Source organism: Streptomyces monticola (genome assembly GCF_042665355.1).
GTDB classification, from domain to species: Bacteria; Actinomycetota; Actinomycetes; order Streptomycetales; family Streptomycetaceae; genus Streptomyces; species Streptomyces monticola.
The window spans coordinates 930,009-945,757 of sequence record NZ_JBHTCF010000001.1 but is presented as its reverse complement, the minus strand read 5'-3'; the positions used below and the strand labels follow the sequence as shown (position 1 = coordinate 945,757).

General features: G+C 70.3%; 14 protein-coding genes. 4 read left to right on the top strand and 10 right to left on the bottom strand.

Features of this window, described 5'->3' with window-relative positions:
* Nucleotides 1–46 precede the first annotated feature (46 nt).
* Nucleotides 47–880 carry an aldo/keto reductase gene (locus ACFQVC_RS03920; RefSeq protein WP_381826404.1) on the top strand — a complete coding sequence of 278 codons (834 nt, stop codon included), beginning with the start codon at nucleotides 47–49 and terminating at the stop codon, nucleotides 878–880.
* Between the two features lie 110 nt (nucleotides 881–990).
* Here the strand turns inward: ACFQVC_RS03920 and ACFQVC_RS03915 are convergent, their stop codons facing one another.
* The 3 genes from ACFQVC_RS03915 to ACFQVC_RS03905 form a co-directional block, all read right to left on the bottom strand.
* Nucleotides 991–1,863 carry a class I SAM-dependent methyltransferase gene (locus ACFQVC_RS03915; RefSeq protein ID WP_381826402.1) on the bottom strand — a complete coding sequence of 291 codons (873 nt, stop codon included), beginning with the start codon at nucleotides 1,861–1,863 and terminating at the stop codon, nucleotides 991–993.
* Between the two features lie 194 nt (nucleotides 1,864–2,057).
* Nucleotides 2,058–2,849, bottom strand: coding sequence for a class I SAM-dependent methyltransferase (locus tag ACFQVC_RS03910; protein WP_381826400.1), 792 nt, complete (start codon nucleotides 2,847–2,849; stop codon nucleotides 2,058–2,060).
* Between the two features lie 3 nt (nucleotides 2,850–2,852).
* Complete coding sequence (locus tag ACFQVC_RS03905; RefSeq protein ID WP_381826398.1) at nucleotides 2,853–3,158, bottom strand: 4a-hydroxytetrahydrobiopterin dehydratase; 306 nt, start codon at nucleotides 3,156–3,158, stop codon at nucleotides 2,853–2,855.
* An 83-nt stretch (nucleotides 3,159–3,241) separates the two neighbouring features.
* Between ACFQVC_RS03905 and ACFQVC_RS03900 the strand changes: the two genes are divergently transcribed.
* Nucleotides 3,242–4,051: a helix-turn-helix domain-containing protein gene (locus tag ACFQVC_RS03900; RefSeq protein WP_381826396.1), complete on the top strand. Its 810-nt coding sequence runs from the start codon at nucleotides 3,242–3,244 to the stop codon at nucleotides 4,049–4,051.
* Here the strand turns inward: ACFQVC_RS03900 and ACFQVC_RS03895 are convergent.
* The gene (locus ACFQVC_RS03895) at nucleotides 4,041–4,481 is read right to left on the bottom strand and encodes a hypothetical protein (RefSeq protein WP_381827092.1); all 441 of its coding nucleotides are present in this window, start codon (nucleotides 4,479–4,481) and stop codon (nucleotides 4,041–4,043) included. The two genes, ACFQVC_RS03900 and ACFQVC_RS03895, sit on opposite strands and share 11 nt — an antisense overlap.
* Nucleotides 4,482–4,624: 143 nt before the next feature.
* On the opposite strand from ACFQVC_RS03895, the gene ACFQVC_RS03890 reads away from it, so the two are divergent.
* Nucleotides 4,625–5,221: a hypothetical protein gene (locus ACFQVC_RS03890; protein WP_381826394.1), complete on the top strand. Its 597-nt coding sequence runs from the start codon at nucleotides 4,625–4,627 to the stop codon at nucleotides 5,219–5,221.
* A gap of 43 nt (nucleotides 5,222–5,264) precedes the next feature.
* Here ACFQVC_RS03890 and narI read toward each other — a convergent pair whose 3' ends face one another.
* From narI to ACFQVC_RS03860, 6 genes are all read right to left on the bottom strand, one after another.
* A complete protein-coding gene (gene narI, locus ACFQVC_RS03885; RefSeq protein WP_381826392.1) occupies nucleotides 5,265–5,993 on the bottom strand; it encodes a respiratory nitrate reductase subunit gamma in 729 nt (242 codons plus the stop codon).
* Nucleotides 5,990–6,595 (bottom strand): nitrate reductase molybdenum cofactor assembly chaperone, encoded by a 606-nt coding sequence (narJ, locus tag ACFQVC_RS03880; RefSeq protein WP_381826390.1) that lies wholly within the window; start codon nucleotides 6,593–6,595, stop codon nucleotides 5,990–5,992. Before narJ ends, narI begins: the two co-directional genes overlap by 4 nt.
* Nucleotides 6,592–8,202: a nitrate reductase subunit beta gene (gene narH / locus ACFQVC_RS03875; RefSeq protein ID WP_381826388.1), complete on the bottom strand. Its 1,611-nt coding sequence runs from the start codon at nucleotides 8,200–8,202 to the stop codon at nucleotides 6,592–6,594. The genes narJ and narH overlap by 4 nt, the downstream gene beginning before the upstream one ends.
* 1 nt (nucleotide 8,203) lies before the next feature.
* Nucleotides 8,204–11,890, bottom strand: coding sequence for a nitrate reductase subunit alpha (locus ACFQVC_RS03870; protein ID WP_381826386.1), 3,687 nt, complete (start codon nucleotides 11,888–11,890; stop codon nucleotides 8,204–8,206).
* Nucleotides 11,891–12,164: 274 nt separating this feature from the next.
* Nucleotides 12,165–14,087 (bottom strand): molecular chaperone DnaK, encoded by a 1,923-nt coding sequence (gene dnaK / locus ACFQVC_RS03865; RefSeq protein WP_381826384.1) that lies wholly within the window; start codon nucleotides 14,085–14,087, stop codon nucleotides 12,165–12,167.
* A gap of 142 nt (nucleotides 14,088–14,229) precedes the next feature.
* Nucleotides 14,230–14,655 (bottom strand): OsmC family protein, encoded by a 426-nt coding sequence (locus ACFQVC_RS03860; RefSeq protein WP_381826382.1) that lies wholly within the window; start codon nucleotides 14,653–14,655, stop codon nucleotides 14,230–14,232.
* Nucleotides 14,656–14,888: 233 nt separating this feature from the next.
* On the opposite strand from ACFQVC_RS03860, the gene ACFQVC_RS03855 reads away from it, so the two are divergent.
* Nucleotides 14,889–15,617: a haloacid dehalogenase type II gene (locus tag ACFQVC_RS03855; RefSeq protein ID WP_381826380.1), complete on the top strand. Its 729-nt coding sequence runs from the start codon at nucleotides 14,889–14,891 to the stop codon at nucleotides 15,615–15,617.
* Nucleotides 15,618–15,749: the final 132 nt, after the last annotated feature.

Here is a 15,749-nt window from a genome sequence, read left to right as displayed (position 1 = left end):
TCGTTGACGATGGAAGTTCCACCCGACCACGTAAGGACAAGAGCTCGTGAGCAAGGTCCCCACCATCACCCTCAACAACGGCGTCGCCATGCCCCAGCTGGGCTTCGGCGTCTGGCAGGTGCCGGACAACGAGGCGCAGACGGCGGTCGGCACCGCCCTGGATGCCGGGTACCGCAGCATCGACACCGCCGCCATCTACGGCAACGAAGAGGGCACAGGACAGGCCCTCACCGCCTCCGGTATCGCCCGCGAGGAGCTCTTCGTCACCACAAAGCTCTGGAACTCGGAGCAGGGCTACGACGCGACGCTGCGCGCCTTCGACACCTCGCTCGACAAGCTCGGCCTCGACTACGTCGACCTGTATCTGATCCACTGGCCGCTGCCCGCCAAGGACAGCTACGTGGACACGTACAAGGCCTTCGAGAAGATCTACGCCGACGGCCGCGCCAAGGCGATCGGTGTGTCCAACTTCCTGCCCGAGCACCTGGAGCGCCTGATCGGCGAGACCTCCGTCGTGCCCGCGGTCAACCAGATCGAGCTGCACCCGCAGCTGCAGCAGGCCGCCTCGCGCGAGTTCCACGCGCAGCACGGCATCGCCACCGAGGCCTGGTCGCCGCTCGGCCAGGGCAAGGGCCTCCTCGACGTGCCGACGGTCGTCGCCATCGCGCAGAAGCACGGCAAGACCCCGGCGCAGGTCGTCCTGCGCTGGCACCTGCAGCTGGGCAACGTCGTGATCCCCAAGTCCGTGACCCCGTCCCGGATCCAGGAGAACATCGACGTGTTCGGCTTCGAGCTCGACGACGAGGACCTGGGTGCCATCGCCGCCCTGGACGAGGGCAAGCGGCTCGGCCCCGACCCGGCCACCTTCGACGTGGCGTGAGCCCGTCCGCGTAGGAGCTCAGCTCCCCGGCAGACCGCAGCGGCCGCCGTCCGGATTCCGGGCGGCGGCCTTTGCGTACGCCCGCGGCGGCACCGGTCGCCGTCCCCGGCTCAGGCCTTCGTCGCCAGGTGCACGGTCTGGGTGGCGAGGAGAAACACGTCCGGCCTGTGGTGGAGGCTCTCCTTGTCCGACGGGTCGAGGAGCCGGTCGAGGGTGGCGAGGTCATCGGGGGACAGCTGGTCCGCGGCGACGTCGCGCAGCCGGGTCGTCACCGCGACGACATGGGCACGTACCTGCTCGGGCACCGGGCCGGGCAGATCGAGGAGATGGGTGCGGGTCCCGACATGGGTGAGGCCCGCCGCGGTCAACAGCGCGGCCCAGTCCTCGACCTCGTCCTTCGCGCCGGGCAGCGCGGCCCGCATCGCGGTGAACGCCTCCTCGTTGGCGGCGTCCAGGCGGGCCTGGAGTCCGGGGCGCCCGATACCGATGTCACGCGGCAGGTGACGCGCGGGCAGTCCGCCCTCCAGGAGGACCAGAGCCCCGCCGGGCACGAGGTGCCGGGCGCACTCGGCGAGCGCGGCCCGCTGGTCGCCGATGTGGTGCAGGGCCAGGCCGAGCCAGATCACATCCGCCTCGCCGGCCTCGGCGAAGCCCTCGGGCAGATCCGCGAGGCAGGTCCGCAGCCGGCTGCCCACCCCCATGCGCCCGGCGCGGGCCGTGGCCCGTTCGAGAAGTGCCCCGGCGCCGTCCACCGCGACGACCTCGGCCTGCGGGAAGGCCTCGGCGAGCGCGCACGAGATCACGCCGGGGCCGCTGCCCGCGTCGACGATACGGCGCGGCTCCGGCCGCACGGCGCGCAGCCGCTCGATGATCTGCGCAGTGAGCGGCGCGTAGATCTCGGCGCGCCGCTCGAGCGTCTCGCTCATGGCCTCCCAGTCGATGTGGGTGGGATCGTGGTGATGCCCGTGCTGATGGTCGCCCATGGTCGTCGCCCCTCGGTATGCGTGCGGATGCGGCCGGCTGTGACGGTGACGGTGCTGCCACGTGCCCGTGCCCATGCCCGACAGCGTGCTCCGCGGCCTCGCACCAGGCCAGCTTTGTTGCGCTTTCGGCAAACCGGTTTTCCGTATCCCTGGATCCGCGCCCGGGCCCGGAAGTCACTCCCCCTTGCGAACCCTTACGAACCCTTACGAAGCCCGAGCACCCTGAACCGCGGCTCGGGGCGCGCAAGGCCGGGATCCGGCAGGGCGTCGATCCGGTCGGCGAGCTCCCGGGTTCCGGCCGGGGACAGCGCGAGCCGCGCCGCGTACCGGCCCTCGCGTACCGCCCAGGCCGTGCGGCGCGGTGTACGGCCCTGGCCGTGCCCGGTGAACCGGGCCTCCCCCGCCACCGTGAGGCCACGGGCACGGGCGTGGGCCTCGACCAAGTCCGCGCGGTCGTACACCTCGGGCCTCAGATGCGGTGCGAGCAGTGCGTCGATGTCACAGCCCACGTCGTGCCCGGCGTCCTTGTCGACGGTGGTGACGAGCACTCCGCCGGGCCGCAGCACCCGGGCGCACTCGGCGACGATCTGCTCGGCCTCGGGCACCAGATGGAGCAGCCACACCGCGGTGACGGCGTCGAACACGGCGTCCCCGAACGGCAGTTGGCGGCTGTCACCGAGGACGACGGCACCCGGGAGCCGGCCCACGGCGGTCCGCGCCATTCCGTGCGCGCGGTCCGTGCCGGTCACCCGGAGGCCCGGCCGGGCGAGCCGCTCGGTGACGAGACCCGTACCGCAGGCCACGTCGAGCAGCGTGCCGGCGCCCGGCGGCACCAGGGAGAGCACCGCCGCGGCGGCCGCGGCGGCCCGTGGCACACCGCCACGGGTCTCGTCGTAGACGGCCGCCTCGGCGGTGTAGTCGATGAGCGGCGCACTCACGCCGCCCCCGGCGTCCCCTGCACTCTCAGTTGCACCCTCAGTGCTCATGAGTCAGCTCGCACCGTGCCCGCCCGCGAGCGCCTCCACGCGAGTGGCGAGCTCGAAGTCCTTCTCGGTGACCGCGCCGCCCGCACTGTGCGTGTTCACGGACAGGGCGACGGTGTTGTACCCGAGGCTGAGCTCCGAGTGGTGACCGAGCTCGTCCTGGACCTGGGCGATGTGTACGACCATCGCGGTGGCAGCGAAGTGCGATGCGAGCCGGTACGAGCGGCTGATCCGGTCGCCGTCGAGCGCCCAGCCGGGGAGTTCCGCGAGCCGGTCCTCGATGTCCTTCTGCGACAGCGGTTCGAGTTCCATGGCCACGCTCCATTCCTGGTCGGCAGTGGTGACGACGTCAGACTGCCACAGCCGGGCCGGGTCCGATCGGTTACGGTCGTCGTATGGCAACTGTCGTACCGCGCAAGGGAGTAGGGCCACTGCTGCGCGGCTGGCGGGAACAGCGGCGCATCAGCCAGCTGGAGCTGGCGCTGCGCGCCGACTCCTCCGCGCGGCACATCAGTTTCGTGGAGACGGGCCGCTCGCGCCCCAGTGAGGAGTTCCTGCTCCGTCTGGCCGATCACCTCGACGTGCCGGTGCGGGAGCAGAACGCCCTGCTGCTGGCGGCCGGTTATGCCCCGCGCTTCCCCGAGACCCCGCTCGACGACCCCTCGCTCGGCACCCTGCGCGCGGGCCTGGAGCAGCTCCTGCGGGGCTACGAGCCGTATCCGGCGCTGATCGTCGACGCGGCCTACGACGTGATCGCCGCGAACCGCGGCATCGCGACGCTCCTCGACGGGCTGCCGGAGCAGCTCCTGGAGCCGCCGCTGAACGCCATGCGGATCACCCTGCATCCCGAGGGCCTGGCGCCGAGGATCCGCAATCTCGCCGAGTGGCGCGGTCATCTGCTGCACCAGATGCGGCGGCAGATCGCGCTGCAGCGCTCCGACGCGTTGCGCGCGCTGTACGAGGAGGTGGCGGCGTATCCGGTGGCGGATCCGGGCGAGCGGGCCGCCGCTGCGGAGTCCGATGGGCCCGTGCCGTACTTCGCGCTGCCCCTGCGGATCGAGCACGAGGGCCGGGTGCTGTCGTTCGTGTCGTCGATCTCGACGTTCAATACGCCGATGGACGTGACGGTCGCCGAGCTGGCCGTGGAGACCCTGCTCCCGGCCGACCCGGCGACGGTCAAGTACCTGCAGTCGCTCATGCCCTGACGTCGGCGGCGCGCGGCGCGGTGTCCGCGCGCAGTGCGGCGTACTGCAGGGCGGCGAAGCCCGCGACGACAAGTGCCTGCAGCGGGATCCACACGGCACCGGCCGCCGTCGGCGACAGCCACAGGAGGAGCGCGAGCAGACTCAGCACGGCCCAGGCCGCGTTCACCTCGACGACCACGCGCACCCCGGGCGCCGGCGGCTGCCTGCGCGCACCGAGAAAGCCGACGCCGGCCGCGTAGAGCACGAGGGACAGGCCGAGTCCGAGCAGCAGCCCGGCATCGACGCCGAGCAGCCGTCCGAGCGGCCCGGACCCGGCGGCGTAGGCGAGCCCGTTGGCCGCGGTGACCACCGCGTCCAGGACGAGGAAGCGGCGCAGGGCGGTCCGCGGGTCGGTGGTACGGGCAAGGCCGGTGAGCTGAGTCATCGGCATGGTCATGGTCGATCCCCTCCGTCGAGGTGGGCGTTGCCCAGGACTCTGCCGGGCTCCGCCCCAGGGGTCGATTACGCGCGAGGTAATGGCCGACTAGCCTGGCTGCGGAACGTGTTCGGGCGTGGACCGGGGAGGGATCCATCGTGGCGGGTCGCGGCAAGAGGCGCCAGAAGACGTTCACGGTGGGTTCGTACGTCCCGCTCGACGACATGACGGCCACCCCGACTCCCGCGCAGGACGCGACGGTCGGGGCCTTCTTCCAGGACGTGGCCGATCTGGTCTTCAAGGGCGGCCCGCGCGGCATGGAGCTGACGGCCATGGACGCGCTGAGCCGGACGTTCTCCTTCCGGCACCTGGACACCCCCGATCCCCGCGCCCTGGTGAGCGAGGCGGGCGAGGTGCCCGCGGACGACACCGGGCGGGCCGGGGTGCTGTGGACGCCGCAGCCGGGCTCACCGGCCTGGGCTCATCTCGCCTGGCTGCTGCAGGAGTTGCCGTTCGTCGCGGCGTTCCGGGAGTACGGGCCGCAGGGCGGCCCCACGCTGCTCGGAGTGGAGTCGCCGGGGCGCTCCCACGCGGAGGTCCTGGTGGAGCACCGGGGCGGTCGCTGGCGGGTGCGGGTGGACCTTGAGGGGCGCACGGAGCCGCTGGAGTCCCCCGGCATGGTGATCGGCGAGCTGTTCGGCGAGGGCGGTCACCGCGACCGGGTGCGCGACGGCGTGGTGCACGCGCGCGTGTAGCCCCGGCCGCGCACCCTGCCGGGCCGCAGGACGGGCGGGCCCGCTACAGCTCCGAGTGCTCCCAGCCACGGCGGTCGGGCCGTGCGCCCAACTGCCGCTGGTCACGGCTGCGGTACACGACGTACGGCCGGAACAGATACTGCACCGGCGCCGAGAACATATGGATCAGCCGCGTGAACGGCACGAGCGCGATGAGCAGCAGCCCGATCACGGCGTGGATCTGGTAGGTGAGCGGTACGCCGTTCGCCATCAGGTCCACCTTGGGCTGCAGCGTGAACAGGCTGCGCACCCAGGGGGCAATGGTCTCGCGGTAGTCGTAGCCCTCGCTGACCGATGAGTTGGTGAGCTTGGCCCACATGCCCATCACGATCGCGGCGAGCAGGACCAGGTACATCACCTTGTCGTTGGTGGTGGTCGCCTTGAAGACGGGTGCCTTGGTGCGGCGGCGGTAGAGCAGCATCAGGATGCCGAGCACCGCGAGGACGCCGGCCGCGGTGCCGCCGTACAGGGACATCAGGTGGTACGTGTGCTCCTTCATGCCGATCTTGTCGGTCCACGACTCCGGGATGAACAGGCCCATGAGGTGGCCGACGAGCACGAAGAGGATGCCGTAGTGGAACATCGGCGAGGCGATGTTGAGCAGCTTCGACTCGTAGACCTGCGAGGAGCGTGTGGTCCAGCCGAACTTGTCGTAGCGGAAACGCCAGACGGTGCCCGCGATGAGGAGGACGATCGCGATGTACGGCAGCGCGCCCCACAGCAGCGTCTTCATGAGCGGTCTCCGGTGAGTGCGTGTTCGTCGATGAGGGCGAACGGTTCGAGGCCGACGTCTTCGCGGGGCGGCCCGCCGCGGGCCAGGGCCTGGGCCTCGGCCCGGTCCTTGGGCGAGGGCCCCGGCAGGGTGGCGCAGACGGCCTGGAGGACCGTGGCGTAGGGCGTGCCGTGGTCGGTGAGGGCGAGCCGGAGCAGTTCGAGGCCCGCCCGGTACTCCTTGAGGAGCTCGGGCCCGGCGTGGGCGGAGAACTCCAGGACGGCGGGCAGGAAGTCGGGCAGTTCCTCGCCGGTGAGGTCGAGGCCGTGCGCCCGGTAGGTCTGCTTGAAGGTCACCAGGGTCATCCCGCGCCGCCGGGTGTCGCCGTCGCGCCACCAGCTCAGATAGAGGCTGTGCCGGTTCTTGAAGTCGAAGACCCCCACGTAATGGGCGGCGAGCTCCTGGGGACTGGTCGACTCCGCGTAGGTGAGGAAGGCGTCGAGGGCGGCCGGCGCGGCGGCGCGCAGCAGCGGCAGCCGCTCGTGGAACTCCTCGTCCGGGTAGGCGAGGCAGAGGGCCGCCGCCTGGTAGAGGACGGCGTGGTCCTGTCGTACGTCCTTCACTGCTGCTCCCGTACGTCGTCGGGCTCTTCGTCGGAGGTCTGGCGCTTACGGGCCGCGTGGAAGTTCTCGATGGTCACCAGGGGCAGCTGCTTGCGGCCCGAGTCCTGGCCGAAGGGTCCGTCGCCGCCCGCGCCGGGACCGTCCTCGAAGTCGAGGGAGCAGGTGTCGGGGATCGCGGACTCCTCCAGGCGCTTGGCGTCGCCGACGGCGGCGGTCGGGATGACGTAGCGGTCCTCGTACTTGGCGATGGCGAGGAGCCGGTACATCTCCTCAATCTCGGGGCCGCTCATGCCGACCGAGTCGGCGATGGAGGCCGCGGGGCGGTCGCCGAGGTTGATGGCCCGCATGTGGGAGCGCATCGCGGCGAGTTTGGTGAGCGAGGAGCGGACCGGGCCCGTGTCGCCCGCGGTGAAGATCTCCGCGAGGTATTCGAGGGGGATGCGCAGGGTGTCGATGGCGCCGAAGAGGTTCTCCGCGTCCTCGCCGTCGTGGCCGGTCTCGGTGAGCGCGTCGACGACCGGGGACAGCGGCGGGATGTACCAGACCATCGGCATGGTGCGGTACTCCGGGTGCAGCGGCAGAGCCACCTTGTATTTGCTGATCAGGGCGTGCACCGGGGAGCGGCGTGCGGCCTCGATCCAGTCGTGGGCGATGCCCGCCTTCTCCGCCTCGCGCCGCACCTGGGGGTCGTCGGGGTCGAGGAAGACCCCCAACTGGGCCTCGTAGAGCGCTGTTTCGTCCTTGGTGGAGGCGGCTTCGGTGACCTTGTCGGCGTCGTAGAGGATCACGCCGAGGTAGCGGAGGCGGCCCACGCAGGTCTCGGAGCAGACGGTGGGCAGGCCGACTTCGAGGCGCGGGTAGCACAGCGTGCACTTCTCGGCCTTGCCGGTCTTGTGGTTGAAGTAGACCTTCTTGTACGGGCAGCCGGTGACGCACTTGCGCCAGCCGCGGCAGCCGTCCTGGTCGACGAGGACGATTCCGTCCTCCTCGCGCTTGTACATCGCGCCGGAGGGGCAGGACGAGACGCAGGACGGGTTGAGGCAGTGCTCGCAGATCCTCGGCAGATAGAACATGAAGGTCTGCTCGAAGGCGAACTTGACCTTCTCCGCGGCCTTTTCACGGGTCTTGGCGATCATCGGGTCGAGATCGCCGTACTCGGTGGCGCCGCCCAGGTTGTCGTCCCAGTTCGACGACCACTCGACCTTCATGGGCTTGCCGTCGATCAGGGAGCGCGGCTCGGCCACCGGGTAGTCGTCGCCGAGGGGGGCGTCGGTGAGGTTCTTGTAGTCGTACGTCCAGGGCTCGTAGTAGTCCTTGATCTCCGGCAGCTTCGGGTTGGAGAAGATGCCGAGCAGTGACTTGATGCGGCCGCCGTTCTTCAGCTTGAGCGCGCCGCGCTTGTTGAGTTCCCAGCCGCCGCGCCACTTCTCCTGGTCCTCGTAGCGGCGCGGATAGCCCTGTCCGGGGCGGGTCTCGACGTTGTTGAACCAGACGTACTCCATGCCGCTGCGGTTGGTCCACGCCTGCTTGCAGGTGACCGAGCAGGTGTGGCAGCCGATGCACTTGTCGAGGTTCATGACCATCGCGATCTGTGCCATGACGCGCATGTCAGTACTCCACATCCTGCGAGCGGCGGCGGATGACCGTCACCTCGTCGCGCTGGTTGCCCGTCGGGCCCAGGTAGTTGAAGGCCCAGGAGAGCTGCGCGTAGCCGCCGATGAGATGGCTCGGCTTCATCAGGACCCGGGTGAGGGAGTTGTGGATGCCGCCGCGCTTGCCGGTCGTCTCGGTCTTCGGGACGTTCACCGTGCGCTCCTGGGCGTGGTGCATGTAGACCGTGCCCTCGGGCATCCGGTGCGAGACGATCGCGCGGGCCACGACCACGCCGTTGCGGTTGACGGCCTCGATCCAGTCGTTGTCCTTGACGCCGACGGCGTCCGCGTCCTGCGGGGACATCCAGATGCACTGGCCGCCGCGCGAGAGGGACAGCATGAACAGGTTGTCCTGGTACTCGGAGTGGATGGACCACTTGTTGTGCGGGGTCAGATAGCGCACGGTGACCTGCTTCTGGCCGTCCGCGCCGAGTACCGGTTCGTTGAAGAGCCGGTTCATGTCCAGGGGCGGCCGGTAGACGGGCAGGGCCTCGCCGAGTTCATGGATCCAGTCGTGGTCCAGGAAGAAGTGCTGGCGCCCGGTGAGGGTGTGCCAGGGCTTGAGGTGCTCGGTATTGAGGGTGAACGCGGTGTAGCGGCGCCCGCCGGACTCGCTGCCCGACCACTCGGGGGAGGTGATCACCGGCACGGGTGCGGCCTGGGTGTCGGCGTAGGTGATGCGTTTGCCCTCGGCCTCCGCCGCCAGGTGCGCCATCTCCTGTCCTGTGCGGGCCTCCAGGGCGTGGAAACCCTGGGTGGCGAGGCGCCCGTTGGTGGTGCCGGAGAGGGCGAGGATGGTGTTGCAGGCCTTGATGGCGGTGTCCAGGAGGGGCCGTCCGTCGGCGGCGCCGCCACGGGCCTCGCCGTTGCGCTGCCTGAGGTCCTCCACCTCGTGGTCGGGCTTGAACGCGATGCCCTTGACGGGCAGTCCGAGCTGTTCCGCCAGCGGCCCGAGGGCGGCGAACTTGTCGCCGATCGCGGTGTAGTCGCGCTCCACGACGGTGAGGTTCGGCAGGGTCTTGCCCGGTACGGGCTCGCAGTCGCCGCGCTTCCAGTCCAGGACCACTCCGCCGGGCTGCGCGGTCTCGCCGGGGGTGTCGTGCTGCAGCGCGGTGGCGACGAGATCCTTGCGTACGCCGAGGTGAGGTCCGGCCAGTTCGCTGAGCTTGCGGGCCAGTCCGAGGAAGGTGTCGAAGTCGGTGCGGGCCTGCCAGGGCGGGTCCACGGCCGGGGTGAAGGAGTGCACGTAGGGGTGCATGTCCGTGGTCGACAGATCGTGCTTCTCGTACCAGGTCGCGGCGGGCAGGACCACGTCCGACAGGAGCGTGGAGGAGGTCTGCCTGAAGTCCAGGGAGAGCAGCAGGTCCAACTTGCCCTCGGGGGCGTCCTCGTGCCACTTCACGTCCCGCGGCCGCACATGCGGTTCGGCCTCGTCGGCGCGCAGCGAGGAGTGCGTGCCGAGCAGATGCTTGGTGAAGTACTCGGCGCCCTTCGCGGACGAGCCGAGCAGATTGGCCCGCCACAGGGTCAGGACGCGCGGCCAGTTCTCGGGGGCGTCGGGGTCCTCGCAGGCGAACTTGAGGGTGCCCGCCTTGAGTTCGCCGACGACGTTCGCCACCGGGTCGTCACCGCTCTCGCCGAGTTCCAGGGAGTTGCGGTCGAAGGTCGGATACGACGGCATCCAGCCCGAACGCGCGGACAGGGCAAGGCAGTCGGCGCCCGTCATACCCTCGAAGCGGCCCTCGCCGAGGGGTGAGGCGAGCACGTCGGCGGAGAACTTGTCGTAGCGCCACTGGTCGGTGTTGAGGAACCAGTAGGCGGCGCCGATCATCTGGCGCGGCGGCCGTGACCAGTCGCCCGCGCCGGCGAGGGTGGCCCAGCCGGTGGCGGGGCGGCACTTCTCCTGGCCGACGTAGTGCGCCCAGCCGCCGCCGTTGCGGCCCTGGCAGCCGGTGAGCTGAAGGAGCGCGAGGAAGCCTCGGTAGATGGTCTCGGAGTGGAACCAGTGGTTGGTGCCGGCGCCCATCAGGATCATGCAGCGGCCGCGGGACTTCTCCGCGGTCTCGGCGAACTCCCGGGCGATCTTGACGGCCTTGGCGGCGGGCACGGAGGTGTGCTCCTCCTGCCAGCCGGGGGTGCCGGGCGTCGAGGAGTCCTCGTAGGAGTCGGGCCACTGTCCCGGCAGTCCGTCACGGCCCACGCCGTACTGGGCGAGCAGCAGGTCGAAGACCGTGGTGACGAGCGGGCCCTGCTGCCCGCCGAGCCGGGTCGCGGGCACCCCGCGGCGCAGGACCTCGCCGCGGCCCTGCCCGTGTTCGCCGCCCTCGGTGTCGAAGCGCGGCAGGAGCACCTCCACGCCGGCGGCGACATCGGAGTCGTGCAGCGACAGCTGCGGCGTGATGGAGCCCAGCTGCAGATTCCACTTGCCCTTGCCGGATTCGGTCCAGCGAAAGCCCAGCGAGCCGTTGGGGACGGCGGGCTGGCCCGTGGACTCGTCCAGGACCACGGTCTTCCACGCGCCGCCCTCGCCGTCGTCGCCGAGGTCGCTGGAGCGCAGGAACTTGTCAGGGACGTACGCCCCGTCCTTCTCGGTGAGCGTCACGAGGAAGGGCAGATCGGTGAACTTGCGTACGTAGTCGTCGAAGAACGGTGTCTGCTTCTCGACGAAGAACTCCTTGAGGATCACATGCCCCATGGAGATGGCGAGCGCCGCGTCGGTGCCGGGGTGCGGGTGCAGCCACTCGTCGGCGAACTTGGCGTTGTCCGCGTAGTCGGGCGCCACGACCACGACCTTCTGGCCGCGATAGCGCGCCTCGGCCATCCAGTGCGCGTCGGGGGTGCGGGTGACGGGGACGTTCGAGCCCCACATCATCAGATACGCGGCGTCCCACCAGTCGCCCGACTCGGGTACGTCGGTCTGGTCGCCGAAGACCTGCGGCGAGGCCACCGGCAGGTCCGCGTACCAGTCGTAGAAGGACAGCATCGGGGCACCGATGAGCGAGTGGAAACGGGCGCCCGCCGCGTGCGACACCATCGACATCGCGGGGATCGGCGAGAACCCGGCGATGCGGTCGGGCCCGTACTCCTTGATGGTGTGGACGTGCGCGGCCGCGACGATCTCGAGGGCCTCGTCCCAGGTGGCGCGCACCAGACCGCCCTTGCCGCGCGCCTGCTGGTAGGTACGGCGCCGCTCGGGATCGCCCTGGATGTCGGCCCAGGCGAGCACCGGGTCCTTCAGGCGCTTCTTGGCCTCGCGGTACAGCTCAAGGAGCACCCCGCGGATGTACGGGTAGCGCACCCGCGTCGGGGAGTACGTGTACCAGGAGAACGCCGCGCCCCGGGGGCAGCCGCGCGGCTCGTACTCGGGCCGGTCCGGGCCCACCGACGGGTAGTCCGTCTGCTGGGTCTCCCACGTGATGATGCCGTCCTTGACGTACACCTTCCAGCGGCAGGAGCCGGTGCAGTTCACGCCGTGCGTGGAGTTCACGACCTTGTCGTGGCTCCACCGGTCCCGGTAGAACGCGTCGGCCTGGCGCCCGCCGACCTTCTGGATGCTGTGCAGGTCCGGAGCGGTCGTGCCCCGGCGGAAGAACTTCCCGGCCCGCAGCAGCGCGGCCCCCGGCTCGGTCACGTGGTCGGCCACCGTTGAGCTCCCTCGGTCTGTGCGCAGACACCCTCAGGCGAACCTAGGCACCAGACCGGACGGCCACATTCCGACGGGACCCATACGGGTCACGGGCCCCGTAAAGGGGCGCGGGGAACAGCGCGACTAAGGGGCGCGGGGCTGTGTCGATATGCGGCTCCGCCGCGCGGGCGCGACCGAGCCACGCACTGCCCGCAGGCAAGCTCAGGCGGCACCCCCTGTTAAGGGGCGCGGGGAACTGCGCGACCGAGCCACGCACTGCCCGCACGATCGCTCAGGCGGCACCCCCCTTGGGATCGTCCCGGGGACCATCCTTGGCGTCCTCGTCCACGATCTCCGCGTCGACGACGTCCTCAGGCCCGGACTCCCCGGACTCCCCGGACTGCCCCGACTCCCCGGACTGCCCGGACGGCCCGTCGCCCTGACCGCCCTCGCCGGACGGCGCCTCCGCGGACGCGTACATCGCCTGCCCCATCTTCTGACTGACAGCGGCCAGCGCCTCCGTGGCGGAGCGCAGCGCCTCCGTGTCCGACTCGGCCTCGATCTTCTCCTTGAGCTCCGCGAGTGCCGTCTCGACCTCGGCGCGCGTCTCCGCGGGGATCTTCTCCTCGTTGTCCCGCAGGAACCGCTCGGTCTGATAGGCGAGCTGCTCGGCCTGGTTGCGGGTCTCGGCGGCCTCGCGCCGGCGCCGGTCCTCGTCGGCGTACTCCTCGGCCTCCCGCATCATGCGGTCGATGTCCTCCTTGGGGAGGGCGGATCCGCCGGTCACCGTCATCTTCTGCTCACGCCCGGTCGCGAGGTCCTTCGCGGAGACATGCATGATCCCGTTGGCGTCGATATCGAAGGTGACCTCGATCTGCGGCACTCCCCTGGGCGCGGGCGGCAGCCCGGTCAGGTCGAAGACGCCGAGTTTCTTGTTGTACGCGGCGATCTCCCGCTCGCCCTGGAAGACCTGGATGCCGACCGAGGGCTGGTTGTCGGCGGCGGTGGTGAAGACCTCCGAGCGGCGCGTGGGGATGGTCGTGTTGCGCTCGATCAGCTTCGTCATGATGCCGCCCTTCGTCTCGATGCCCAGGGACAGCGGAGTGACGTCCAGCAGGAGTACGTCCTTGACGTCGCCGCGGATCACTCCGGCCTGCAGCGCGGCGCCGACCGCCACCACTTCATCGGGGTTGACGCCCTTGTGCGGCTCCTTGCCGGTGAGCTCCTTGACGAGTTCCGTGACGGCGGGCATCCGGGTCGAGCCGCCGACGAGGATCACGTGGTCGACCGCGGCCAGCTTGATGCCGGCGTCCTTGACGGCCTGGTGGAAGGGGGTCTTGCAGCGCTCCAGGAGATCCTGCGTGAGCTCCTGGAACTGGGCGCGGGTGAGCTTCTCCTCCAGATGCAGCGGGCCGTCGGCGGAGGCCGTGATGTAGGGCAGGTTGATATTGGTCTCGCCCACGGCAGACAGCTCGATCTTGGCCTTCTCCGCGGCCTCACGGAGCCGCTGCACCGCCATCTTGTCCTTGGCGAGGTCGACGCCGTGACCGTTCTTGAACTGCTTGGCGAGATACTCGACGACCCGCTGGTCCCAGTCGTCGCCGCCGAGGTGGGTGTCGCCGTTGGTGGCCTTGACCTCGATGACGCCCTCGCCGATCTCCAGGAGGGATACGTCGAAGGTGCCGCCGCCGAGGTCGAAGACGAGAACGGTCTGCTCGTCGCCCCGGTCGAGGCCGTACGCGAGGGCGGCCGCCGTCGGCTCGTTGATGATGCGAAGGACCTTCAGACCCGCGATCTCGCCGGCCTCCTTGGTGGCCTGGCGCTGGTGGTCGTCGAAGTAGGCGGGGACGGTGATGACCGCGTCGGTGACGTTCTCGCCGAGGTAGGACTCGGCGTCGCGTTTGAGTTTCTGCAGGACGCGCGCGGACAGCTCCTGTGCCGTGAAGCGGGTGCCGTCGACGGTGCCTTCGCGCGGGAAGCGCCAGTCGGCCTCGCCCATGTGGCGTTTGACGGAGCGCGCGGTGCGCTCCACATTCGTCACGGCCTGCCGTTTGGCCACCTCGCCGACGAGCACCTCGCCGTTCTTGGCGAAGGCCACGACTGAGGGGGTGGTGCGTGCGCCCTCGGCGTTGGCGACGACGGTGGGTTCGCCGCCCTCGAGGACGGCCACCACGGAGTTCGTCGTACCGAGATCAATGCCGACCGCACGTGCCATGTCAGTTCCCCTTCCGGCGCGATTACCGTCCCTCCAGCACAAAACTTGAGTGGCGGCTTGTCAATGCCCCGAAATGAGGCTGCCGTTGCCCGGAGATCCCGGGCAACGGCAGTGCGGTAGGGCGAGTTCCGAGGTCGGGAGCCTAGGCCAGGGAGGCCGTCAGCGTGATCTCGGTGCCCGAAAGTGCCTGGCTGACCGGGCAGTTGGCCTTCGCGTCCTCGGCGGCCTTGAGGAAGGCGCCCTCGTCGAGCCCGGGCACCTCGCCCTCGACGGTGATGTGGATACCGGTGATGCCGGTGCCGGGCTGAAAGGTGACCTCCGCCTTGGTCTCCAGCTTGGTGGGCGGGGTGCCGGCCTGGCTGAGGCCGTGCGACAGCGCCATCGAGTAGCAGCTGGAGTGGGCGGCGGCGATCAGCTCCTCGGGGCTGGTCTTGCCGTTCGCCTGCTCGGCGCGGGACGGCCAGGACACCGGGTACTCCCCGATGCCGGACGAGTCGAAGGTGACATCTCCGCTGCCCTCGGCCAGATTGCCTGCCCAGACGGTGTGCGCGGTGCGCGTCGTGGCCACGACGGTTCCTTCCTTGTCGGACGGTTCAAAGACGGTGAACGTCGCCACCATCCGACCACACCCGGTGTCCCAGGACACGCCATATCGGACCGGATCACCCCTGCTTGGGCAGATCGCGGACCCATGGTCGAGCGTTTCCGGACCCACCCTCCGCCATCGTGATCCACCTCGGCATGATGGACGGCACGAAGAGGCCGTTCAACGGCGGATGCCGGGGTCAGGGGAGCGCAGTCATGGAACCTATGGACGTGGACGCGGCGGTGTTCGACGTATTCGGCACGCTCACGGACTGGCGTGCCGGCGTGACCGCCGAACTGGCCGCCGCCGGCACCCGCACAGGCCTGCGCGCCGACTGGGCCGCCGTCGCCGACGCCTGGCGCGGCCGCTACCGCCCGAACCTGCTCAAGGTCCTGGGCGGTGAACTCCCCCACTGCGGCCTGGACGAGCTGCACCGGATCATGCTCGACGAGGTGCTCGCACAGCAGGGCCTCGACGCGTTCACCGAAGCCGACCGGGCGGATCTCGTCCGTGCCTGGCACCGTCTGCCCGCCTGGCCGGACGCCGGTCCCGGACTCGACCGGCTGCGCGAGTCCCCGCTGCTGACGGCGACCCTGTCCAACGGCGGCGTCGGTCTGCTCGCCCGCCTCACCAAACACGCCGGGCTGCGCTTCGACTGCGTCCTGTCGGCCGAGCTCGCCCGCTCCTACAAGCCCGACCCGAAGGTCTACCTCAAGGCGGCCGAACTCCTCGCGGTCCCCCCGCACCGTCTCCTCATGGTCGCCTGCCACCCCGACGACCTGCAGGCGGCAGCCGGAGCCGGCCTGCGCACCGCCTACATCCCCCGCCCCGAGTGGGGCCCCCGCACCACCCCCGCCGACCCGCCCGCCGGCGTCGACCTGGTGGCGGACGATGTGCGGGACCTGGCGCGGCAGTTGACGGCACAGCCGCCCGCGCGGGGCTGATACCCGGCCGGTGAAGGCGGCGCACCAGATGAAATCGGGCCGCGCGATGGCGAGAACTGAACGGAATTCAGCGCGGCCCGCCAGAGCGGTGACGCCCTGCGTCTGGCGGGGCGGATTCCCCAGGGGTGTTCG